18 protein-coding genes are annotated in these 21,175 nt (G+C 44.7%); 4 read left to right on the top strand and 14 right to left on the bottom strand.

Going from position 1 to position 21,175, the window contains the following annotated elements; translation table 11 throughout:
- Positions 1-6: 6 nt before the first annotated feature.
- The 13 genes from nuoK to rplU form a co-directional block, all read right to left on the bottom strand.
- On the bottom strand, positions 7-330 hold the full coding sequence (gene nuoK, locus RTJ53_RS07715; protein WP_007115476.1) for an NADH-quinone oxidoreductase subunit NuoK: 324 nt from the start codon (positions 328-330) through the stop codon (positions 7-9).
- Positions 330-974, bottom strand: a complete 645-nt coding sequence (gene nuoJ, locus RTJ53_RS07710; protein WP_159374377.1) for an NADH-quinone oxidoreductase subunit J — start codon at positions 972-974, stop codon at positions 330-332. Before nuoJ ends, nuoK begins: the two co-directional genes overlap by 1 nt.
- The gene (nuoI, locus tag RTJ53_RS07705; protein ID WP_007115474.1) at positions 971-1,522 is read right to left on the bottom strand and encodes an NADH-quinone oxidoreductase subunit NuoI; all 552 of its coding nucleotides are present in this window, start codon (positions 1,520-1,522) and stop codon (positions 971-973) included. Before nuoI ends, nuoJ begins: the two co-directional genes overlap by 4 nt.
- A gap of 15 nt (positions 1,523-1,537) precedes the next feature.
- A complete protein-coding gene (gene nuoH / locus RTJ53_RS07700; RefSeq protein ID WP_144917308.1) occupies positions 1,538-2,593 on the bottom strand; it encodes an NADH-quinone oxidoreductase subunit NuoH in 1,056 nt (351 codons plus the stop codon).
- Positions 2,593-5,589, bottom strand: a complete 2,997-nt coding sequence (gene nuoG / locus RTJ53_RS07695) for an NADH-quinone oxidoreductase subunit NuoG (protein ID WP_312276516.1) — start codon at positions 5,587-5,589, stop codon at positions 2,593-2,595. Before nuoG ends, nuoH begins: the two co-directional genes overlap by 1 nt.
- A 9-nt stretch (positions 5,590-5,598) precedes the next feature.
- Entirely contained in the window at positions 5,599-7,071 is a 1,473-nt protein-coding gene (nuoF, locus tag RTJ53_RS07690; RefSeq protein WP_312276515.1) for an NADH-quinone oxidoreductase subunit NuoF, read from the bottom strand.
- Complete coding sequence (gene nuoE / locus RTJ53_RS07685) at positions 7,068-7,577, bottom strand: NADH-quinone oxidoreductase subunit NuoE (protein ID WP_312276514.1); 510 nt, start codon at positions 7,575-7,577, stop codon at positions 7,068-7,070. The genes nuoF and nuoE overlap by 4 nt, the downstream gene beginning before the upstream one ends.
- 13 nt (positions 7,578-7,590) lie before the next feature.
- Positions 7,591-9,393 (bottom strand): NADH-quinone oxidoreductase subunit C/D, encoded by a 1,803-nt coding sequence (gene nuoC / locus RTJ53_RS07680; protein WP_404935798.1) that lies wholly within the window; start codon positions 9,391-9,393, stop codon positions 7,591-7,593.
- A 111-nt stretch (positions 9,394-9,504) separates the two neighbouring features.
- Positions 9,505-10,167 (bottom strand): NuoB/complex I 20 kDa subunit family protein, encoded by a 663-nt coding sequence (locus RTJ53_RS07675; protein ID WP_135889007.1) that lies wholly within the window; start codon positions 10,165-10,167, stop codon positions 9,505-9,507.
- Positions 10,168-10,260: 93 nt separating this feature from the next.
- Positions 10,261-10,794: an NADH-quinone oxidoreductase subunit A gene (gene ndhC / locus RTJ53_RS07670; protein WP_135889006.1), complete on the bottom strand. Its 534-nt coding sequence runs from the start codon at positions 10,792-10,794 to the stop codon at positions 10,261-10,263.
- A gap of 528 nt (positions 10,795-11,322) precedes the next feature.
- Entirely contained in the window at positions 11,323-12,012 is a 690-nt protein-coding gene (gene lolA / locus RTJ53_RS07665) for an outer membrane lipoprotein periplasmic chaperone LolA (protein WP_312276513.1), read from the bottom strand.
- 355 nt (positions 12,013-12,367) lie between these two features.
- A complete protein-coding gene (gene rpmA / locus RTJ53_RS07660) occupies positions 12,368-12,631 on the bottom strand; it encodes a 50S ribosomal protein L27 (protein WP_036591251.1) in 264 nt (87 codons plus the stop codon).
- A gap of 40 nt (positions 12,632-12,671) precedes the next feature.
- Positions 12,672-12,983, bottom strand: coding sequence for a 50S ribosomal protein L21 (rplU, locus tag RTJ53_RS07655; protein WP_065252357.1), 312 nt, complete (start codon positions 12,981-12,983; stop codon positions 12,672-12,674).
- Positions 12,984-13,426: 443 nt separating this feature from the next.
- On the opposite strand from rplU, the gene RTJ53_RS07650 reads away from it, so the two are divergent.
- Positions 13,427-14,347 (top strand): polyprenyl synthetase family protein, encoded by a 921-nt coding sequence (locus RTJ53_RS07650; protein ID WP_257621476.1) that lies wholly within the window; start codon positions 13,427-13,429, stop codon positions 14,345-14,347.
- A gap of 160 nt (positions 14,348-14,507) precedes the next feature.
- Positions 14,508-15,617, top strand: a complete 1,110-nt coding sequence (locus RTJ53_RS07645) for an alpha/beta fold hydrolase (RefSeq protein WP_312276512.1) — start codon at positions 14,508-14,510, stop codon at positions 15,615-15,617.
- Here the strand turns inward: RTJ53_RS07645 and RTJ53_RS07640 are convergent.
- A complete protein-coding gene (locus RTJ53_RS07640) occupies positions 15,614-16,192 on the bottom strand; it encodes a TetR/AcrR family transcriptional regulator (protein ID WP_312276511.1) in 579 nt (192 codons plus the stop codon). The genes RTJ53_RS07645 and RTJ53_RS07640 overlap by 4 nt on opposite strands.
- Before the next feature lie 288 nt (positions 16,193-16,480).
- Here RTJ53_RS07640 and RTJ53_RS07635 point away from each other — a divergent pair, with 288 nt between their 5' ends.
- Positions 16,481-17,869 (top strand): efflux RND transporter periplasmic adaptor subunit, encoded by a 1,389-nt coding sequence (locus RTJ53_RS07635; protein ID WP_312276510.1) that lies wholly within the window; start codon positions 16,481-16,483, stop codon positions 17,867-17,869.
- A 14-nt stretch (positions 17,870-17,883) separates the two neighbouring features.
- Positions 17,884-21,156, top strand: coding sequence for an efflux RND transporter permease subunit (locus tag RTJ53_RS07630; protein WP_312276509.1), 3,273 nt, complete (start codon positions 17,884-17,886; stop codon positions 21,154-21,156).
- Positions 21,157-21,175 lie beyond the last annotated feature (19 nt).

Below are 21,175 nucleotides of genomic sequence, written 5' to 3'. Positions count from 1 at the left end.
TTGATTTCACCCTTTCATCTCATTTGCCGTATCGACATCTAAATGACCACGCTTATGATAAAACTGTAAAAGAATAGCCAACCCAATTGCGACTTCAGCGGCTGCCAAAGTTAGCACCAAAATAAACATAATCTGTCCATCAGGACTGACCCAGCGACTACCTGCCACTACAAATGCTAAGGCAGCAGCATTCATCATAATCTCAAGACTCATCAACATAAATAAAAAATTACGTCGTACCATCACACCACAAAAACCAATGGCAAACAAAATCGCTGACAAGATTAGACCGTGCTCTAATGGCACATGCTCTAATGGAAAGTGTCCCATTATGCCTTCTCCTCCTGAACTTCACGTAACACAGCCGGTTGGCTGGGCTCTTTATCAATAAAATTCGTTAAGGCAGGTTGTATGGTATTACCAAGCTCACTGTTATGACTTTCGTTTTCATCATCCAAGGCAGATTTTGCCAAATGATAAGCCGCCACCAAACCCGCTAGTAATAAAAACCCTGCAATTTCGACCAACAATAAATATTCGGTAAATAATTTGGCACCGATCATTTTTGCCGTAACTGGCTCCACCCCGATAAAAGCTGGCATCATTCCTTCAAAACCATGTTTCATGCCAATCAAACTAAACAAGGTCAAACCCACAATAAATGCAAGTCCTGCCGGCACTGCCCAAGCTGAGGATGCCAACCAGCTTTCTTCTTCTAAGGTGCTTTGGGTGCCTAAGTTCAGCATCATCACCACAAAGACGAACAATACCATAATCGCCCCTGCATAAACGATGATTTCAAGTGCACCAGCAAACGGCGCACCTAAGGCAAAGAAAATACCTGATAATGCCAGCAGCGTGACAATCATGTTTAATAACGCATGCACAGGATTGGTACGAGTAATAACTCGCAAACTAGCCAAAATAGCGACAATCGCTAATAAATAAAACCCTATCGTTGCTCCGGTTATCATGGCAATAAACTCCGTAAATCAATCGGTGCAGACTCATTTTGGTGTGCCCCTTTAGGTTTATCTTTAGTCGCCATCCCAGTCACACGGTAATAATTATAGTCAGGGAATTTACCCGGGCCTGAAATTAACAAATGCTCTTTTTCATACACCAAGTTTTGACGGTTGTACTCACCGAGCTCAAAATCTGGCGTCATCTGAATAGCCGTTGTCGGGCACGCTTCTTCACACATACCACAAAAGATACAACGCGAGAAGTTAATACGGAAAAACTCTGGATACCAGCGTCCGTCTTCACGTTCCGCTTTTTGCAGTGAAATACAACCCACTGGGCAAGCGACAGCACATAAATTACAGGCCACACAGCGCTCATCCCCATCTGGGTCACGTGTCAGTACAATACGCCCCCGAAAACGCGGCGGTACAGGAACAGGTTGTTCTGGGTATAAAATCGTATCACGTTTACGGGTCGCATGACTGGCGACCATGATTAGGGTGCGCAGAATTGAGCCAAAACCCGTAATCGTGTTTTTTACCATAGTCAAATACATACGTTAATCTCCACCTTACCCTACACCATGGGTGCGCCATAATACATAGGCCGCCGTCGCGAGTAAATTAATCAAGGTAATGGGTAGACAAATTTTCCAGCCAAAGTTCATTACTTGGTCATAACGTGGACGCATCAACGCCCCACGCGCCAATACAAACATGGTCATGAAAAACAGCGTTTTTAACATGAACCAAATAATCGGCGGGATAAAACTTAGTCCATCAAATAATGGCAACCAACCACCAAAGAATAAAATAGTAATCAGCGATGATACCAACACGATATTCACATACTCACCGACAAAGAACATACCAAATTTCATACCTGAGTATTCAACATGGTAACCTTCTGCCAATTCTTGCTCTGCTTCTGGCTGGTCAAATGGGAAACGGTGGGTGACTGCCACACCCGCCACCATAAAGGTTAAAAACCCTAAAATTTGACCAAACACATTCCAGTGCCAAAAACCACCCGCTTGTGAGTATACGATATCGCGTAAGTTAAATGACCCTGCCAACGCCACCACACCCATTAGCGATAATCCGAGAAAGACCTCATAACTAATGGTTTGGGCAGCAGAGCGTAGGCCACCGAGCAAAGCGTATTTATTGGCTGATGCCCAGCCACCAAACATCACGGCATAAACCGCCAACCCTGCCATCGCAAAAAAGAACAAAATACCGATACTCCAGTCTGCGCCACCGAGGGATGGCGTAACTGGCACAATGATATAAGCGGCTAAAGCGGTAAACAATGAAATCGCAGGCGCCAAGATAAAGATAAATTTATCGGCAAATTTGGGGGTCCAGTCTTCTTTAAAGAAGATTTTGAGCATATCCGCGGCAACTTGAAGCGAACCCTGCCAACCCACACGGTTTGGACCATAACGGTCTTGCCACAGTGCCAACATGCGACGTTCATAAGGAATCATCAATGCGGCAAAAATCACCACCGCCAAGAAAATAACAATTGATTGCACTGCCAAAAATACAATTGACCAAGCTTCAGGGGACATTACCCCAGCCAGCCATGCAGGTAAATCGGGCATCTGTCTAACAGAATAATCCATTATACCCCCTCCCCTGGAGTTACTTGAGCTGTCACGCTACCATTATTAGCTGCTGGTGGTACGACAGTGTTGGTAGTTGCTGATTTTACGATACTGATGTCCGTATAAGGCTGCGCTAGCAAGGCTTCTAAGTCACCCGCCTGACCCACAGGATACCCCACACAGCTTTCGGCTAAGTAATCGACAAGCTGCACAGGTAATGTGGTCGCTACACCCTTCACTGTGACCGTTAACATATCACCTGATTGCAGCTGCCATTTATCCGCATCATCCGTTGATACACTAAAAGCAGCTGGCATCAATTGTGAGGCAACTACTTCACTACGGGCAGTGAGTTCATCACTAGCAAAAATATTATACACCGGCACTAGCTGGGTTGAACCTTGTTGGCTAGCTGCCGCAGGCGCAATATACTCACGTTTTGGCAATGCGGTTAACGCATCAAAAATACGCACCCCTGGATCGCCATGTTTTAAATGACCACCCACTTTATCTTGGTATTTATTCCAAGCTTGCGGTGAGTTCCAACCTGCTGACCAAGCAAATGGAATCATTGATGAATCCGTTTGGGTGCCCACATAACCTTCTTGTGAGAAGGTCAGGCCCGTATCAATATCTTTTGGCTGCTCTGGCTCATGCACAGAAATCGGCGCACGCATCGCTGTACGACCTGAATAACGGCGTGGCTCACGCGCGACTTTTAGACCGGTAATACGGTAATCGGCTGATGGCGCTGCTTGTCTGATTGCGGCTAATTGTGGATTGGTGTCTGCGACCGCAGTAATCACATCATCAAGCTGCGTCCAGTCAATCGCACGGCCATTGAGCTCGGACTCTACCGCATGCAACCAACGCCAGCTTTCTTTGACCATGCTGTGCGGGCGATAGTAAACAGGATCATAAACTTGGAAGAAACGCTGTGCACGACCTTCTGCTGAGATTAGTGTACCGTCTGCTTCTGCAAAGGTTGCTACAGGTACCATCACATCTGCCTGGTTATGCCATTGGTAAGCTTCATGATCAAGTACAATCAGTGATTTGTTGATTAGCAATTGGTTCATTTGCACCGCGGTTAAGCGGCGGCTGATGTCATTTTCCATGACAATCACCACATCGGCATCATCACCTAATTCATCAATCGCTTTACCACCGAGTAAGTTGACGCCTATGCTATTGGCAGCAGGTACTGACAAGTATAAACCCGCTTTTTCTTGATAGCCTTTGGTTGGGTTCATACGGCTTGGGCGTTTAACTTGCTTGGCTTGTTCAGCAAATGCCGCTTCATCCATCTCTTGTTTGAGCTTGGCTTGCTCTGCATCGATTTTGGCAATCTCTGCATCCACTTGGACGTTGTGGGCGTCAACCACGCTTTTTTCATAGATGACCACTTCACCGCGTTTTTGCTCAGCGATATTGGCAATTTGTGCAGCCGCTTCTATGATGGCGGTGTGGTACAGTGACGAGCCTGAGATGATAAGTGGTTTGGTTGCTTTAAGCAGCGTCTGCGCGATATGTTTAGCAAATGCTTGCATATCAGCATTATCGTCTTCATCGATGACCAAATCTTTTGGTAATTGTGAGGTAGCCAACGTTTTCATATGCTCAGCAATGCTAAAGCCTAACGCAGCGATATCGCTTGGGGTGGCGACGCAGCTTACTTCGGCAATATCATCAAGGCGCGTATCTTTCACATCCACAATAAAGATTGGGCTGTAATCTTTTTGACCGATACGAGCCACAGGCTCTGCCAAGAAATCTGGCGTTTTTAGTGCATCTGCCATTTGTTTGGCGCGATTTTTTGCTGCTTGGCGTACTGCCAGTGCAATACGTGGACTGGTTTGGGTAATATCTTCACCCAAAATCAATACCGCATCATAATCCTCAATCTCACGCATGCTTGGATTATGGATATTTTCTGTGGTCAACACATCGATACATTTTTGTACCACGGTTTTTTCTTGACTGGTAATACCAATGCTAAAGTTTTCGGCGCCGACTAAGCGTTTTAGCGCATAGTTTGATTCAAGGCTGGCAACAGGTGAACCAATACCGATGGCTTTTTTGCCTTGCAACCGGTTTTTGATGGCATCGATAGTATGGTCAATGCTTAGATTGGTTTGTTTACCGTTTAGTGTTTCAATTGCTTGAATTGGGCGGTCTTGGCGGTTGACATAGCCATAGCCGAAACGACCACGGTCACACAGGAAGTAAGCGTTAACTTCCCCATTAAAACGGTTTTCGATACGGCGCAATTCACCATAGCGCTCACCCGCTGAGATATTACAACCTGCCGAACAGCCATGACAAATGCTTGGGGCATATTGCATGTCCCATTTGCGATTGTAGCGCTCTGAGTGAGTTTTGTCGGTGAATACCCCAGTTGGACAAACTTCGGTAAGGTTGCCTGAAAATTCACTTTCAAACTGACCGTCTTTATCACGACCAAAGTACACACGGCTTGCTGACGCGTAAACCCCTAAATCTTCACCACCCGCGTAGTCTTTGTAATAACGCACGCAGCGATAACACGCGATACAGCGGTTCATCTCATGATTGATAAATGGACCCAAGTCTTGGTTTTGGTGGGTACGTTTAGTAAAGCGGTATTTACGATGATTGTGACCTGACATGTAGGTCATATCTTGCAGGTGACAATGACCGCCCTCTTCACAGGTTGGACAGTCATGGGGGTGGTTAGTCATTAAGAACTCAACCAAGCTTTTACGGAAGTTTTTCACTTCTGCATCAGTCACTGAGATCCACATGTCTGGGGTCGGATTGACCATACATGACATGACCAAACGACCACGACCCGCTTCATAATCTTCTTTGTTATTATATTGCTTGACGGCACACTGGCGGCAAGAACCCACCGAGCCCAATGCAGGGTGATAACAAAAATAAGGGATATCGATGCCAAGCGATAAACAAGCTTGTAGCAAGTTATCGGCACCATCAACTTCGACGTCTTGACCGTCTATATGAATAATTGCCATGCTAATTCCTTACACTGATTGCCCATTGGTGGTCTTAACCGGTTGATACACTTCAACTTTTCCGCTGTTTGCAGATGAAGGCACGCCCGTTGGGGACAATTGTTCTTCAGGCGCCACATTGTTACCAATTTTGGCTTCAAATTCTGGTAAAAAGTATTTTAACGCACTTTGTAATGGCTCAACCGCACCCGGTGCGTGGGCGCAGAAGGTTTTACCTAACCACAAATCTTTGGTCAATTGGCGCAGCACGTCAATATCGACAGGTTGACCATTGCCTGTATCGATGGCATGCAAGGTTTTGACTCCCCATGGCAAACCATCACGGCAAGGCGTACACCAACCGCAGGATTCACGAGCAAAGAATTTTTGCAAATTGAGCGACAATGACACCATATCTTGCGATTCATCTACCACCATAATCAAGCAGGTACCTAAACGGCTACCTGCTTTCATAATAGGTTCAAAGTCCATTGGCAGGTCTAAATGCTCATCACTGGCGGTTAAGAAGTCGGTTGATGCACCGCCTGGTAACCAAGCTTTTAGTTTACGACCGTCTTTCATGCCTTTGGCATAATCAAAAATAATTTCGCGAGCGGTGGTACCAAATGGCAGTTCCCATAGCCCTGGTTCATTGACTAGACCTGAACAACCCATGATTTTGGTGCCGGGGTTTTCTGATTTGCCTTGCGCCAAGCCTTTATACCAATCTACGCCATGTAGCATGATGCCCGGCATGTTGTTTAAAGACTCTACGTTATTGACCACAGTGGGACGACCCCATGCCCCTGATACTTGTGGGAAGGGTGGCTTGGTACGTGGATTTGCACGGCGACCTTCAAGCGAGTTAATGAGCGCAGTTTCTTCACCACAGATATAACGGCCTGCACCGGTATGCACGTGTAAATCAAAGCTATAACCTGAACCTAAGATATTATCACCTAAATACCCTTTGGCACGGCACTCATCCAATGCATTATTTAAGCGTTTCGCGGCTTCAATGTACTCACCACGGATAAAAATATACCCTGCGGTTGCACCAATGGCATAACCTGAGATTATCATCCCTTCAATCAGCTGAAATGGTAGGCGCTCCATCAATAGACGGTCTTTAAACGTGCCTGGCTCCATCTCATCTGCGTTACAAATCAAGTAACGGGGTCCGCCATCGGGTGGCGTCATAAAGGTCCATTTAAGACCTGCATTAAAACCTGCACCACCACGTCCACGCACGTTGGCATCTTTAATCATGTTGCCCACTTCTTTGGCAGATTTAGCCAAGGCATTTTTTAGACCTTCAAACCCTTTTAGGCTTTCATAGGTTGCCAAATCTAGCACTGAGTCATAATGCGCCAAACGCCAAGTCAAGGGCTTGGTCTCACTGGTGGCTGTCGCTTTATCACCATAAATAGGAATGCTTTGCTCGCCCAATTGACTGGGTGATTTGCCAATTTTTCGATTATTAATTTGACGGGTTATATTCATGCGTATTGCTCCAGCAATTCAGCAATCTCTTCAATTTGGACAGGACCGTAGGTATCTTCATCAATCAAAACCGCTGGACCTTTATCACAGTTGCCTAAACAACAAATGGGTAATAAAGTAAAACGATTGTCTGGGGTGGTTTGACCAAAACTAATGCCTAAGGTGCGCTCAAAAGCTTGACCTAAATTCTCTGCACCTACCAGATAACAACCAATCGAGTCACAGACTAAAATCACATGACGACCAACCGGTGAACGGTAGATACGGTTATAAAATGTTGCAACCCCTTCCACATCGGTGACTGGGATTTTTAAGATATTAGCAATCGCGTTGACTTGTGCATCATCCACCCAGCCGTTACGGCGTTGGACAATTTTTAGCGCATCAAGGGATGCCGCGCGGCTTTGTGGGTAATGATGCATAAATTCATGAATGTCGTGAATTTCTGCTTCGGTTAGAATGCTTTCGACATCCACCTTTGGGGTTTTATCAGTTACAATCTTCATCGGTGGTTTTCTCCTAACGGTCAACGTCTGCCATAACAACGTCAATTGACGCTAGATAAATAATTAAGTCAGAAACCAAGCTACCATTAATGACTGACGGCATTTGCTGTAAGTGCGCAAAGGTCGGGGTACGAATACGGGTACGGTAACTCATGGTTGAGCGATCAGACGTAATATAATAGTTGGTAATGCCTTTCACTGCTTCCACCATAAAGGAGGACTCACCTTCTGGCATAACAGGACCCCACGATACTGAAATAAAGTGGTTAATCAAGGTCTCAATGTCATTTAAAGTGCGGTCTTTGGGTGGTGGGACAGCCAGTGGGTGATCGGCTTTGTATGCCCCCATTGGCATGTTGTTAAGGCATTGCTCAATGATACGCAGTGACTGACGAATCTCTTCAATTTTGACCAAACAGCGGTCATACGCATCGCCATTAAACTCAATTGGCACTTCAAAATCAAAATTTTCATAGCCAAGATAAGGACGCGCTTTACGTACATCGTAAGGGATACCTGTGGCACGAAGTCCATGACCTGATACGCCCCAAGCAAGGGCAGATTTAGCATCGTATTGGGCAACGTTTTGGGTACGCAGTTGTAGCACCTTGTTTTTCATGGTGGCTTTGACGTATTCATCGATACGTTTTGGCATCCAATCTAAGAATTCACGAACCAGTTTGTGCCAGCCGTTTGGCAGGTCCATCGCAGTACCACCGATACGAAACCACGCTGGGTGCATACGATAACCGGTTACCGCTTCAATCACATCATACGCTTTTTGACGGTCGGCGAACATATAAAATACTGGCGTCATACCGCCCGCATCTTGAATAAAGGTACCCCAGTACAGCAAATTATTGGTGATACGGAAGAATTCACTCATCATGATACGAATGGTATTCGCGCGGTCCGGTACCGTAATACCTGCCAGTTTTTCCACTGACATGATGTAAGGTAATTCATTCATTACCCCACCAAGATAATCGATACGGTCAGTGTAAGGAATAAATGAATGCCAAGTTTGGCGTTCGGCGATTTTTTCAGCGCCGCGATGGTGATAACCAATATCTGGGATACAGTCGATGACTTCCTCGCCATCTAGCTGAAGCACAACGCGAAAGGCACCGTGCGCAGAAGGGTGGTTAGGACCCAAGTTTAGGAACATAAAGTCTTCGTCACGGCCACTACGTTTCATGCCCCACTCTTCTGGAACGAATCGTAGGTTCTCCTGCTCAAACATCTGCTTGCCTTTATCGAGATAATAAGGCGGCACTTCAGTCGCACGAGAGGCGTATTCTTTACGCAGTGGATGACCTTCCCAGTATTTTGGCAATAAAATACGGGTTAAATGGGGGTGACCATCAAAGGTAATACCAAACATATCCCACGCTTCGCGCTCATACCAGTTGGCATTGGGCCAAATGCGGGTTGCCGTTGGGATGTGCAAATCAGCTTCTTTGAGCGCCACTTTGATGCGAATGTCCGTATTGCGCTCTAGCGACATTAAGTGATAGAACACGGTGAAATCACTGTCAGGCAAGGCATTGCCGTCCCTGTCTTTACGATGCTGGCGTAAGCGCTCATCAATCGCTGAAATATCCAGTAACATCACGTAAGGCTGTGGCAAGGTGCGAAGGTACAGGAGTACTTCGATGACCTGTTCACGGCTGACCCAAATAGTGGGAAAAGCGTCAAAGGTTTTTTGTACAACAAACTGCCCCTCAAACTTGCGATTTAATTCTGCAATCACTGCTGGGACATCAGTTTGTGCTTGATTATCAGTTACCGTTACCATGAGTGGCACTTTCCTCATTCACAATTATTAAGAAGGTAGTGGAATACCTTTTTTTGTTTTGAACGCAATTCGATAAGCTTTCACTCAGCGAAAATTCATCATAAATCTATCCAGAGACTTACTCTAGCATTACTCAATGTTATCTGGGCTGCGTAGGTTTTTGACCGCGATGCGATCGGCTTGTTTACGGTCGCGTTCTGGCTGCATGACAGGTTGGTAGATACCTTGGTCATTGACATGAATACCGAGTGGACGACGTTCTTTAGTAATCGATTCTTGCAGCAGCATAATGGCTTGAATCAAGGCTTCTGGACGGGGTGGGCAACCAGGGATATAGACATCGACGGGAATGATTTTATCAACGCCTTGCACCACTGAATACACATCGTACATGCCGCCTGAGTTGGCACAGGCACCCATTGAGATGACCCATTTAGGCTCAAGCATTTGCTCGTAGAGACGCTGAATAACAGGCGCCATCTTCATAAAGCAAGTGCCTGCCACAATCATCACGTCAGCTTGGCGTGGTGACGCACGAATAACCTCAGCGCCAAAGCGCGACAAGTCATGCACGCCTGTCAATGTCGTTGCGTATTCTACATAGCAGCACGAGGTACCAAAGTTAAATGGCCACAACGAATGCTTGCGACCCCAGTTTGCAAGGCTATGGGTCAAATCTTCTAATCGCGTCATGACGACGTTTTTATTGACTTCCTCTTCGTCAATAATTTGACGGGTTTGGTCTGGAAATCTGTCGGCATCTGGATTGGCTTTGGTTAATGTATATTTCATAATGCTCGATCACCTTGATTTTTAAAGCAGGATTTCGCTCTATGTCACTACAAATGCAAAAGACCTTGCAACATAGATTGCAAAGTCGGGTTATTATTTTACCGCGTTATTGTTTGGGTTTTGGTTCATTGCGCCAGACAACTGGGCAGGGATTTTACCAGTAGGGTCTACTTCTAACTCTTCAATACCATTAAAGCGGGTAATATCCGCCAGATTAAAGCCCGCAGGCGCCGCAGCCAAACGTTTTGGTTTTGGCTTTTTGTCTGCAGGTGACCAGTTAAGCGCCCCTAGTTTGAGCAGATAATATAGACCGATTAATAGCTCTACCACAAATAGCACAACGGTCCAAAATCCTAGCCAACCTGCTTCTTTGACCGATACCGCATAGGTATATAGATATAATGCTTCTAAATCAAAAATAACAAAGAAGATAGCGACGATATAGAATTTTGCAGATAAACGGATTCTGGCAGAACCAGCACTGACCACACCCGACTCGAAATTTTCTTGCTTTTGAAAGCCTTTAGAAGTACCACCTAACAATCTTGGTACAACAAGCATGAAAATACAAAGTCCTATGGCTGCCAAAATAAATACAATTGCAGACCAATCAATGACTGGAATCATGAGGATACTCCTGGGCAATACGACTAACCGTTACGTAGGTTAAGCAATTCAAGTTGGGACGATATTTTTGATACTTCCACCAAGCCCGTCTGGCTCAAGCGTAATATCACAAAGACGATGGCAGATAACGTCTTAAGAACTATTTTCCTTAAGATTACCTCGTACCAGCTAACAAGCTGCCCCGCTGCACATCCATTGACCATTATTGTAATCGGTGAGTGATTGGCTAGTTACTAAACAGGCTAGTCAAATATATTGCTAAAACCACGATGAAAACCTAATATAAAGTAGCATTACACCACTTTATAAAAATGCGTATTTTAACAAAAGTAACTATATATTGCTGTTAACTGGCTAAAACACGGATAGTTTACTCATTTTATGTAAAAAATGCTAGTAGCAGGCTTCAATCTTCCGTTAATTAACCGTTAATTGAATAGCAACACTTTAGCAAAAAAACCCTGCCATAAGCAGGGTTTATCAGCCAAAAATCATTTAAATAATGTCTTTAATGAAATAGTTAAATACTTATTGGTTAATAACATCAACGCCTTTAGGTGGCGTGAAGCTAAATTGATTACTGCCAATTGACGTATTGCGTTTCACATTTGAGAATCGAATAGTGGTGGTTTGTCCCAAGTTATCATTTAATACCATCATGACAGGATTACCGCTATTAAAAGCGATGCCTAAGCTTTTAAAGTTGGCATTGCCACTTTTTGGATAGAGCACGTAATAATTTTTTGAGGCAATCGGCTGGGTCACATTAAAACTATTGGCGATTTTGCTGGGATCACCTGACAAAATCAGTGCTGGGGTATCACCCACTTGATTGCTCACACTTTGCTTGGTTGCTTGATTTAAGTCTTTATCGTACACCCAAAGCGTATTGCCATTGGCAACAATCAGTTGCGATGCCGTGCCATTAATCTGCCAACGAAACTGATTTGGACGTTGCACGGCCATAGTACCTGAGAAATTTCTTGATGCCTTACTTAAGCCTTTGCCGCCAGTGCCAGAGGTAGTTTGACTAAAATTGGCGGTCATGCTTTTGACATTTTTAAGTAGGTTATTTAAGTTTTTTGCCGCAGTTGATGAGTTGGCAACAGCGGCATTAGCTGATTGCATGGCGACTGTCATCGGCATGCTAGTAATCAATAATGCTGATAATGTACCGGTGGCTAATTTATTGATAATTTTATTGGTAGATGTTGTCATAGTAGGTTCCTCATTCAATAAAAATTGTTAAAAATTTAGAAAAAGTATTCAAAAATAATACCAGCTCAACAGGCTAATCAATAAATTATAAATTAACAAGTTAAGCTAAATTCGCTGACAGGTATTGTCGCTAAATTTTTCTTACCCTACTAGACGCCCCATGCAATGATTATTGTTGAAGTTGTAACAAATGTAACAATAGCTGAGTGATAAGAAAGTTTTGACTAGATAATGACTAACGACTGCCAAGCCATTGAAGACTCTCCAAAACCCGTTAACATGCTTAGCTATAAGCAATAAAAAACCCAATAAGTGCGACTTATTGGGTTGATTTGTTTAACAACAAGCTGAGTGATTATTCAGCTGCGCCTTCAACAAATACGTAGCGACGATTGAATTTACCTTTAACAGCAAATTTTACAACGCCGTCAGTTAAAGCAAATAATGTATGGTCACGACCCATACCTACACCTTCACCTGCGTGAAATTCTGTACCACGTTGACGTACAATGATGTTACCAGCAACAACTTGTTGACCGCCAAAGATTTTTACGCCAAGCATTTTTGGGTTTGAATCACGACCGTTACGGGTAGAACCTGCGGCTTTTTTATGTGCCATGTCGATGTCTCCTAGAGATTAATGTGTTTGAAATAGTCAATTAAGCAGTGATTGCTTTGATTTTTAACAAAGTATACCATTGACGGTGACCTTGTTCTTTATGATAGTGTTTACGACGTCTGTGTTTTACAATACGTACTTTTTCGCCACGACCATGTTCTACTACTTCAGCTTCGACCACTGCACCGGCAACCACAGGTTGACCAATTTTGATATCGCTGCCATCAACGACCATTAAAACGTCTTCAATTTTGATGGTATCGCCTTTTTCAGCTTTTAGCAATTCAACTTTTAAAAATTCATCTTGAACGACGCGATGTTGTTTACCACCACTTTTGATTACTGCATACATCTTGGTTGCTCCAATAAACCCGTACACCGTGGCTACCAAGGGCGATAACACTTCTACGACGGATACACAGGGAAATATAAGGTCGCGATTTTAACGTTTTTAGTGTTTAAAATCAAGTAAAACTTCACGGATGCGGGTGCGATTTTGGCTGATAAATTATTGCGCGTTTCTCAACGCAATGGATGCCCAGTAATACAAGTCGCCAATAAAAATACAGAGCAATAACTTACACAAAAAACGGCAGTATGGTATGATTTTGCCGACTTTCACCACAACCCAAATTTCACGAATTTTCACTCCAAGCTTTGAGCCAACCTATGCTAGACAATCAACAATTAAATCCTACCTCCACTGCTATCAATGCTGATGTCATTAAAGACAGTAACAGCACGCCTGTCACCTATCAGCAGATTCAATCTATTATCGCTGACGATTTCGAGATTATGGATAAGCAGGTGTATGGCAGTCTAAGCTCAAAAGTCAAACTAGTCATGTCGGTGAGTCAGCATGTCATCAATGCAGGCGGCAAGCGTATGCGCCCGCTCATTTCGCTGCTTTGCTCACGTATTTGTAACGACCAGCCCTCACAAGCTGCCATGCATTTGGGCGCAATCACCGAAATGCTTCATACCGCAACGTTAGTACATGATGATGTGATTGATGCGTCAGGTATGCGCCGCGGTAAGCCGACCGCGAATGCAACGTGGGATAATGCAACGGCTGTACTGGTCGGTGACTATCTGATTGCCCGTTCATTCAATCTTTTGGTAGGCTTTGGCTCGTTACCGTTATTGCAGTTATTCTCAGATGGCACCTGTGATATCGCTGAAGGGGAAGTATTGCAGCTCCAACATCAGCATGACCCCAAAGCCACCGAAGCCGATTATATGAAAATCATCGACGGTAAAACCTCTCGGCTATTTATGATGGCAAGTCAAGGCGTGGCTATTTTGGAAAATCGTCCTGAATACAATGACGCCTTCGCCAAATTTGGTCAGCACTTTGGTAATGCCTTCCAAATCATTGATGACGTGCTCGATTTTGTCGGTGACAGTGAGGTGCTCGGCAAAAACGTGGGTGATGATATTGCTGAGGGCAAGCCAACCTTGCCGCTGATTAAAGCGCTTGAAATGACCACGGGTGATACGCATGAAAAATTGCGGATTGCAATTCAGACAGGGGAAGTGCAAGACACGGGCGAGATTATTGAGATTGTCAAAAACAGCGGTGCACTGGCGTATTGCCGCGACAAAGCGATGCAAGAAAGTGAGATTGCTAGACAAGCAGTGCTGACTTTGCCTGATTCACAATACCGCCAAGGTTTACTCGATTTGATGACGCTTGCCAGCCAACGGCTTTATTAATTGTTAATCATTAATAAAGGCGGCGTGGTGATTAGTTTGATGTCCAATTCGATGCGCGGTAAATCATACGTCATTAAATCGTCATACAGGTTTGCTAATTTTTTGATAGTTTTGTGATTGATGGTTTTTTGATGGTTAGCTTTTTAATTATGGATGCTGTATGTCTGATGTTATACCCACTTTATTACCAGCTATTAAACAACAATTTATCGAAGATAAAGCCAAAAAAATTCAAGAGCAATCGGCATTAGACACCATTGAATCACCTACCACGATCGACCCTGCTAACCCTGCCACCATCGACATTAAATTCCGACCTTCCAAACACGCGGATTTTATGCAAGCCGCTAAGGTGCGCACCCCAAAGTATAAATTCTACGTTGAAGTCGGTGGCAACCCTAACCACCCTACCATTGTACTGATTATGGGCTTAGGCGCGCAAAGCTTAGTATGGCCCAATGAATTCTGCTATGCGTTAATTACTGCTGGATTTCGGGTCGTGCGATTTGACAATCGTGACATAGGCAAATCCAGTAAGCTTAAGCACAAAAAACTGACCCCCGCTCATGATTCGCCCATTTATAAAGCCAAATTGCTGGGCAGATTTGGACTGGGTTTACCGCTTAAAAACCTGCAAACACCGTATGATTTGTACGACATGGCAGAAGATGCCTATCAACTGCTCAAAATGTTGGGCATCAAAAAATACTTTGTGATTGGTCAATCGATGGGCGGTATGATTGCGCAAATCATGGCGGTGCGTTATCCACACCAAGTAGAAAAATTGGGACTATTATCCACCAGTAACAATCGACCCTTTTCGCGCCCACCCGCCATTGAAGCCATCAAGGCCTTTACCCAGCCACTACCCAAAAGCCAAGATGCTGACGCATTGACCCAGCAGTTTGTGCAGACCATCAAAACCATCGCCAGCCCCGATTACTTTGATGAACAAGCGGCATTCAGCAAAGCTAAAAAACTGTTTAAACGGCGTTTTTATCCAAAAGGTACGCAGCGGCAGCTACTGGCGATTTTGGCGACGGGGTCACTGGTCGATATTGACAAACAAATCCACCAACCCACCCTCATCATTCATGGCAAACAAGACAAACTCATTCCATTTAGTCATGCCTATTCGCTTGCCAAGCATATTGCGCACAGTCAGTTGATACTAATTGATGAACTCGGTCACGATATGCCCGTGGCACTGGTCGAGGTATTAGCAAGTTATTTTATTAATCATTTTCGTTATGATAGCCAGATGGGCTAGCTTTTTATGATGTCCAGCATTTGTTGCCAATCCATTGGCAAGTTTTTCGGTAATGGCAAATCCCTTTCATAAAAGTATTTCAAACTTGCCATAAAAACAGTTGCCATCATGGTGGCTTGGTAATCAATCGCCTCCGCCGTCAAATAGTCTGTCGCCTTTTGTTTTTTAGCCAGTTCAATAAAGTTTTGTTTACCCATCAAAAACATATCATGATAAAGATTGTGGTGTTGGGTACGGATTTTCCACAGGGCAAGCATCTGTTGGCGGCGTTCAAACAGCTTTTGTGAATGATTTTCCATAATCATTTGTAGCATTTGACTATCGGCATTGAGCCTGTCTTGAAATAGCTGGCTGACTTCCTGCTTGAAATCATCAATCATCTGCCCTGCCAAATCACCCTTACCGCTGTAATATTTATAAAAAGTAGCACGATTGACTTTGGCGCGATTCAAAATTGCTTGGATAGCAATATCGTTGTACTCCTGCTCGGACAACAACATAGTAAAGGCTTCACGGATGGCTTTATGGGTTTTGACAACACGTAAATCAGGTGACTTGTTGTGAGTTAAAGTCATGCGCAAATGTTTCCTTATTAAAAAAATCTATCAATGGCTTTGACATTTTAAAATTTTTATCCATACAAATAGGAAATAATTGTTGCTTAAACATTTACTTTGTTTAATATTGTTGGTTTCCCAATTGCAGATTTTTTTTTAAAATAACCGCTGCCGATAACTAGGTAGTAATATAGCTATCCTTTAGTTATCCTAAAGTTTTGTGTCTTATCGTAAATATTGCAACAACAATGTCGCATTTATTTTATAATATTTTTTTTAAAATTCCCTATTTTTTATGAGGTTGGTATGAGATACCCAGTGTTGTTCATGGTGTCATTAGCGAGTTGTAGCTTATTAATCGGGTGTAATAAGTCAGACACAGCAGCCCAGCAACAAAGTGGCGGCGGTGCAGCAGGTGCACAGGCGCAAATGCCACCCACGATAGTCAATGTACAACCTGTAACATTCCAAACGATTCCACTTACCAAAGAGTTATCAGGTAAAGTGGTCGCCTATCAAGAAGCCACCGTTACGCCGCAAGTGTCAGGTATTATTGACCGCCAGTTGTTTCGTGAAGGCACTTTTGTCAAACAAAATCAGCCGTTATATCAAATCAATACTGATAGCTACACCAGTGTACTTGCCGGTAGTCGCGCAAGCCTTGACCAAAGCCTTGCCAGTGTCAATACCGCAAAAGCCAACTATAATGACGCCCTAGCGGGTCTAGAAACTCGCCAAGCCGAACTTGCGCTGGCTCAAACCAATTTAAACCGTCTAAAACAGCTACGTGGTACTGAGGCTATCTCAAGTCAAGAATATGACCAAGGGGCAACCGCCGTGCGTACCGCTCAAGCAGCGGTTAAAAATGCGCAGGCGCAAGTCGGGGTGGCACAAGCCAATATTGATGCTGCCCAAGCAGCGGCTCGCGGCGCACAGCAATCAGTGAATAGCAATCAGCTCACCATGAGCCGTACTGTGGTTAAAGCGCCTATTAGTGGTATCACCAGTCGCTCAAATGTCAATGTCGGTGCGCTTGCCACCGCGGGCACGACGCAGATGGTAACCGTCTCGCAACTCAATCCAATTTATGTCGATATCAGTCAATCATCCGCCGAGTTATTGGCGCTTCGTCAGCAATTTGCGGCTGGTAAACTTAGCACACCACGTACCGCACAGGTTCAGTTAAAGCTCGCTGATGGCTCAACCTACCCGATGGTGGGGCAACTTCGCTTTGAAGAAGCTAAAGTGGATAGTACCACAGGCACGGTCAATCTGCGTGCCGTATTTAGCAATGATAACTTTGTGTTGTTGCCAGGGATGATGGTGAATGCCCAGTTGATTCAAGGTATTATCAATAATGCCGTATTATTGCCACAAAGTGCCATTAATCGTACAGCTAAAGGTGAATCAACCGTGTATGTGGTTGACGCCAATAATAAAATCCAAGTACGCCCAGTTACGGTTCAAGGTACCCACCAAGGTCAATGGATTGTCACTAGCGGTCTAAAACAAGGTGAGCAAGTGGTGATGGTTGGCGGCGCCAAAGTCAAACCAGATCAACAAGTCAAAGCCATGCCATATGTGGCGTCTACAACTGCCTCAACTGCGGTACCGACCAATGCTTCTACCACGACGACGACCACCAAGACGACCGTAACAAATAGCTCAACTACCGCCAAAACTGCGCAACCATAAGCACGGGAGATATCATGTCACGCTTTTTTATTGATAGACCCATCTTTGCTTGGGTGATTGCCATGCTCATCATGCTGATGGGTATCTTGGCAATTTTTAAATTACCGATTGAGCAGTATCCACGTATTGCCCCACCTACCATTAGTATCTCAGCAACTTATCCAGGTGCTGCAGCCCAAACCATTGAAGACTCTGTCACGCAGGTGATTGAGCAAAAAATGAAAGGGCTTGATGGATTGATGTATATGTCCTCAAGTTCATCATCAAGTGGGGCTGCGCAAATTACCTTGACCTTTGAGAATGGGACAGATCCCGATACAGCACAAGTCCAAGTCCAAAACAAACTGCAATCTGCCATGAGTTCGCTGCCAGAGATGGTGCAGCGCATGGGGGTCAACGTCAATAAGTCCACGAGTGGCTTCTTGATGGTACTGGCTATGACATCTGAAGATGGCAGTATGGATCGTGCCGATATTGCCGATTATCTCAACTCCAATGTGGTCGACCAGCTCAGCCGTGTCGATGGTGTGGGTAACGTCAACGTGTTTGGCTCTGCGTATGCCATGCGTATTTGGTTAGACCCTGAAAAACTTCGTACCTATGGTTTAATACCCTCGGATATCACCAGCGCAATTCAAGCGCAAAACGCGCAAGTATCAGCCGGTCAGCTAGGACAAACGCCGACTGACGAAGCCCGTCAAGCCATTAATGCCACAGTGACTGTGCAAAGTTACTTACAAACCCCAGAGCAATTTCGTAATATTTTGCTTAAAAGTAATACAGATGGTGCGCAAATTCGCTTAGGTGATGTCGCCAAAGTGGAAATTGGTAGTGAAAGCTACAGCGCCATTGCCCGCTACAATGGTAAAGATGCGGCAGGTATCGGTATCTCACTGTCATCTGGCGCCAATGCGCTGAGCACACGTAACGCCGTAGAAGCCAAACTTAAAGAGCTTGAACCTAATTTTCCTGCGGGCTTAAAAGCCTCGGTTGCTTATGACACCACGCCATTTGTACGTTTGTCGATTGAGGAAGTGGTCAGAACACTTGCTGAAGCGATTGCACTCGTATTCTTAGTGATGTTCTTGTTTTTACAAAGCTGGCGCGCAACGATTATTCCTACGTTGGCAGTACCTGTGGTACTACTGGGTACGTTTGGTATTTTGTACGCATTTGGCTATAGCATCAATGTCTTGACGCTGTTTGCCATGGTGTTATCCATCGGTCTATTAGTCGATGACGCAATTGTCGTGGTCGAAAACGTTGAGCGTTTGCTGGAAGAAAATCCAGATATGACGCCACTGGAAGCCACCCGTGAATCAATGCGCGAAATCAGTAAAGTGGTTATTGGTATTGCCTTGATTTTGTCGGCTGTATTTTTACCGATGGCATTCTTTGGCGGCTCAACTGGGGTGATTTATCGCCAGTTCTCAGTGACACTCATCAGCAGTATGGCACTATCTGCCTTAGTTGCGTTAATTTTTACCCCTGCCCTATGTGCAACTATCCTCAAACGCACTAAAGCCCATGACAAACACAGCGAGCATCAGACCGGTTTCTTTGGCGCATTTAATCGCATGTTTATGCGTCTTAGTAAAGGCTATGAAAGCTTCGTGGGTCGCAGCATCAAAATGCGCTGGCTGTATATGATTCCTTATGCCTTGGTGATTGCGGCATTGGTGTTTTTATTTACCCGTATTCCAAGTTCGTTTATTCCCGAAGAAGACCAAGGTATGCTGATGACATTGGTGCAGCTGCCTGCCGGTAGTACCCAAAATCAAACGCAAGCGGTTATCGAAAAGGTCAACGCCTATTATAAAACCCAAGAAAAAGACCTTGTGCAGTCTGTATTTACGGTCAATGGCTTTAGTTTTGCCGGTCAAGGACAGAATATGGGCTTGGCATTTATCCGCTTAAAAGATTGGGATGAGCGCCCTGGTAAAGAAAATACCGCGCAATCTATTGCCAAACGTGCCATGGGTTATTTTATGACCCAAGTTAATGAAGCCCAAGTATATGCCATTGCACCGCCTGCTATTCAAGGTTTGGGTACGGCAACGGGTTTTGATTTGCAGTTACAAGACTCCGGCAACTTAGGTCACGAAGGCTTGCTGCAAGCCCGTAACATGCTACTGGGTATGGCGGCGCAAAATAAACAAGTCAGTGGCGTGCGTCCAAATGGACAAGAAGATTCACCCCAATACAAAGTCAACGTCAATTATGATTCTGCCGCGGCTATGGGCGTGGCGCCAAGCGTGATTAACAGTGTTCTTAGTACCGCTTGGGGTAGTAGCTACGTCAATGACTTTATGGATCGTGGTCGTATCAAAAAAGTGTATATGCAAGGTGAAGCTGATAGCCGTACCACCCCCGAGGACATCAACAAATGGTATGTACGTAACAGTGATAATCAGATGATTCCGTTTAGCTCATTTGCCACCGGTGAATGGCAGTATGGTTCGCCTACGCTAACGCGTTATAACAGCTTGTCATCAATGAACTTACAAGGTAGCGCAGCGCCAGGACTCAGTACCGGTCAAGCCATGACTGCGATGGAACAAATGATTGCCAAACTGCCAAAAGGCATCAGTTATGAATGGACAGGTTTATCATTAGAAGAGAAAAAATCTGGCGCACAAGCACCTATGCTGTACGCAATTTCGATTTTCGTGGTGTTCTTATGTCTAGCTGCGCTGTATGAAAGCTGGTCAATTCCCTTTGCAGTGCTACTTGTTGTGCCACTTGGGGTATTGGGTGCTGCGCTGTTTACGGGTTTGCGCGGGCTTTCAAACGATATTTATTTGCAAGTGGGTCTGCTGACCGTTGTGGGTTTATCAGCTAAAAATGCGATTTTGATTATTGAATTTGCCAAAGAACGACAAGATTTGGGACATAGTCTATATGACTCGGTTACTGTCGCTGCTCGCCAACGCTTGCGTCCGATTATTATGACATCATTGGCGTTTGGTATTGGTGTGGTACCCTTATTCTTGGCAACAGGCGCAGGCTCAGGTAGCCAAAATGCGATTGGTACGAGTGTGTTAGGCGGCGTGGTCAGTGCAACTATCCTAGGGGTGTTCTTTATCCCAATGTTCTATGTGTGGGTACGTTCACTGATTAAAGGTAACAAACCGCATGACCCCAATGATGGCAATGATGGCAACATTGGTGATTTACAACCTGTATCACCCTACTCACCTAATCCTGCTGAACCTGTCGCTGTCACACAGCCAACACAGGTGAGTATCTATAAGCCTGATGATAGTTCACAATCAAACCATCAATAAGACATAAATGGGTAAACAT

Source organism: Moraxella sp. CTOTU46711 (assembly GCF_031975715.1).
Lineage (GTDB): Bacteria > Pseudomonadota > Gammaproteobacteria > Pseudomonadales > Moraxellaceae > Faucicola.
This window is presented reverse-complemented; position numbering and strand designations above follow the sequence as displayed.

Bases quoted from the DNA above. Each gene is read 5' to 3' on its own strand.
- nuoK (WP_007115476.1), bottom strand. From the start codon at position 330: ATGGGACACTTTCCATTAGAGCATGTGCCATTAGAGCACGGTCTAATC.
- nuoJ (WP_159374377.1), bottom strand. From the start codon at position 974: ATGATAACCGGAGCAACGATAGGGTTTTATTTATTAGCGATTGTCGCT.
- nuoI (WP_007115474.1), bottom strand. From the start codon at position 1,522: ATGTATTTGACTATGGTAAAAAACACGATTACGGGTTTTGGCTCAATT.
- nuoH (WP_144917308.1), bottom strand. From the start codon at position 2,593: ATGGATTATTCTGTTAGACAGATGCCCGATTTACCTGCATGGCTGGCT.
- nuoG (WP_312276516.1), bottom strand. From the start codon at position 5,589: ATGGCAATTATTCATATAGACGGTCAAGACGTCGAAGTTGATGGTGCC.
- nuoF (WP_312276515.1), bottom strand. From the start codon at position 7,071: ATGAATATAACCCGTCAAATTAATAATCGAAAAATTGGCAAATCACCC.
- nuoE (WP_312276514.1), bottom strand. From the start codon at position 7,577: ATGAAGATTGTAACTGATAAAACCCCAAAGGTGGATGTCGAAAGCATT.
- nuoC (WP_404935798.1), bottom strand. From the start codon at position 9,393: ATGAGGAAAGTGCCACTCATGGTAACGGTAACTGATAATCAAGCACAA.
- RTJ53_RS07675 (WP_135889007.1), bottom strand. From the start codon at position 10,167: ATGAAATATACATTAACCAAAGCCAATCCAGATGCCGACAGATTTCCA.
- ndhC (WP_135889006.1), bottom strand. From the start codon at position 10,794: ATGATTCCAGTCATTGATTGGTCTGCAATTGTATTTATTTTGGCAGCC.
- lolA (WP_312276513.1), bottom strand. From the start codon at position 12,012: ATGACAACATCTACCAATAAAATTATCAATAAATTAGCCACCGGTACA.
- rpmA (WP_036591251.1), bottom strand. From the start codon at position 12,631: ATGGCACATAAAAAAGCCGCAGGTTCTACCCGTAACGGTCGTGATTCA.
- rplU (WP_065252357.1), bottom strand. From the start codon at position 12,983: ATGTATGCAGTAATCAAAAGTGGTGGTAAACAACATCGCGTCGTTCAA.
- RTJ53_RS07650 (WP_257621476.1), top strand. From the start codon at position 13,427: ATGGATAAGCAGGTGTATGGCAGTCTAAGCTCAAAAGTCAAACTAGTC.
- RTJ53_RS07645 (WP_312276512.1), top strand. From the start codon at position 14,508: ATGTCTGATGTTATACCCACTTTATTACCAGCTATTAAACAACAATTT.
- RTJ53_RS07640 (WP_312276511.1), bottom strand. From the start codon at position 16,192: ATGACTTTAACTCACAACAAGTCACCTGATTTACGTGTTGTCAAAACC.
- RTJ53_RS07635 (WP_312276510.1), top strand. From the start codon at position 16,481: ATGAGATACCCAGTGTTGTTCATGGTGTCATTAGCGAGTTGTAGCTTA.
- RTJ53_RS07630 (WP_312276509.1), top strand. From the start codon at position 17,884: ATGTCACGCTTTTTTATTGATAGACCCATCTTTGCTTGGGTGATTGCC.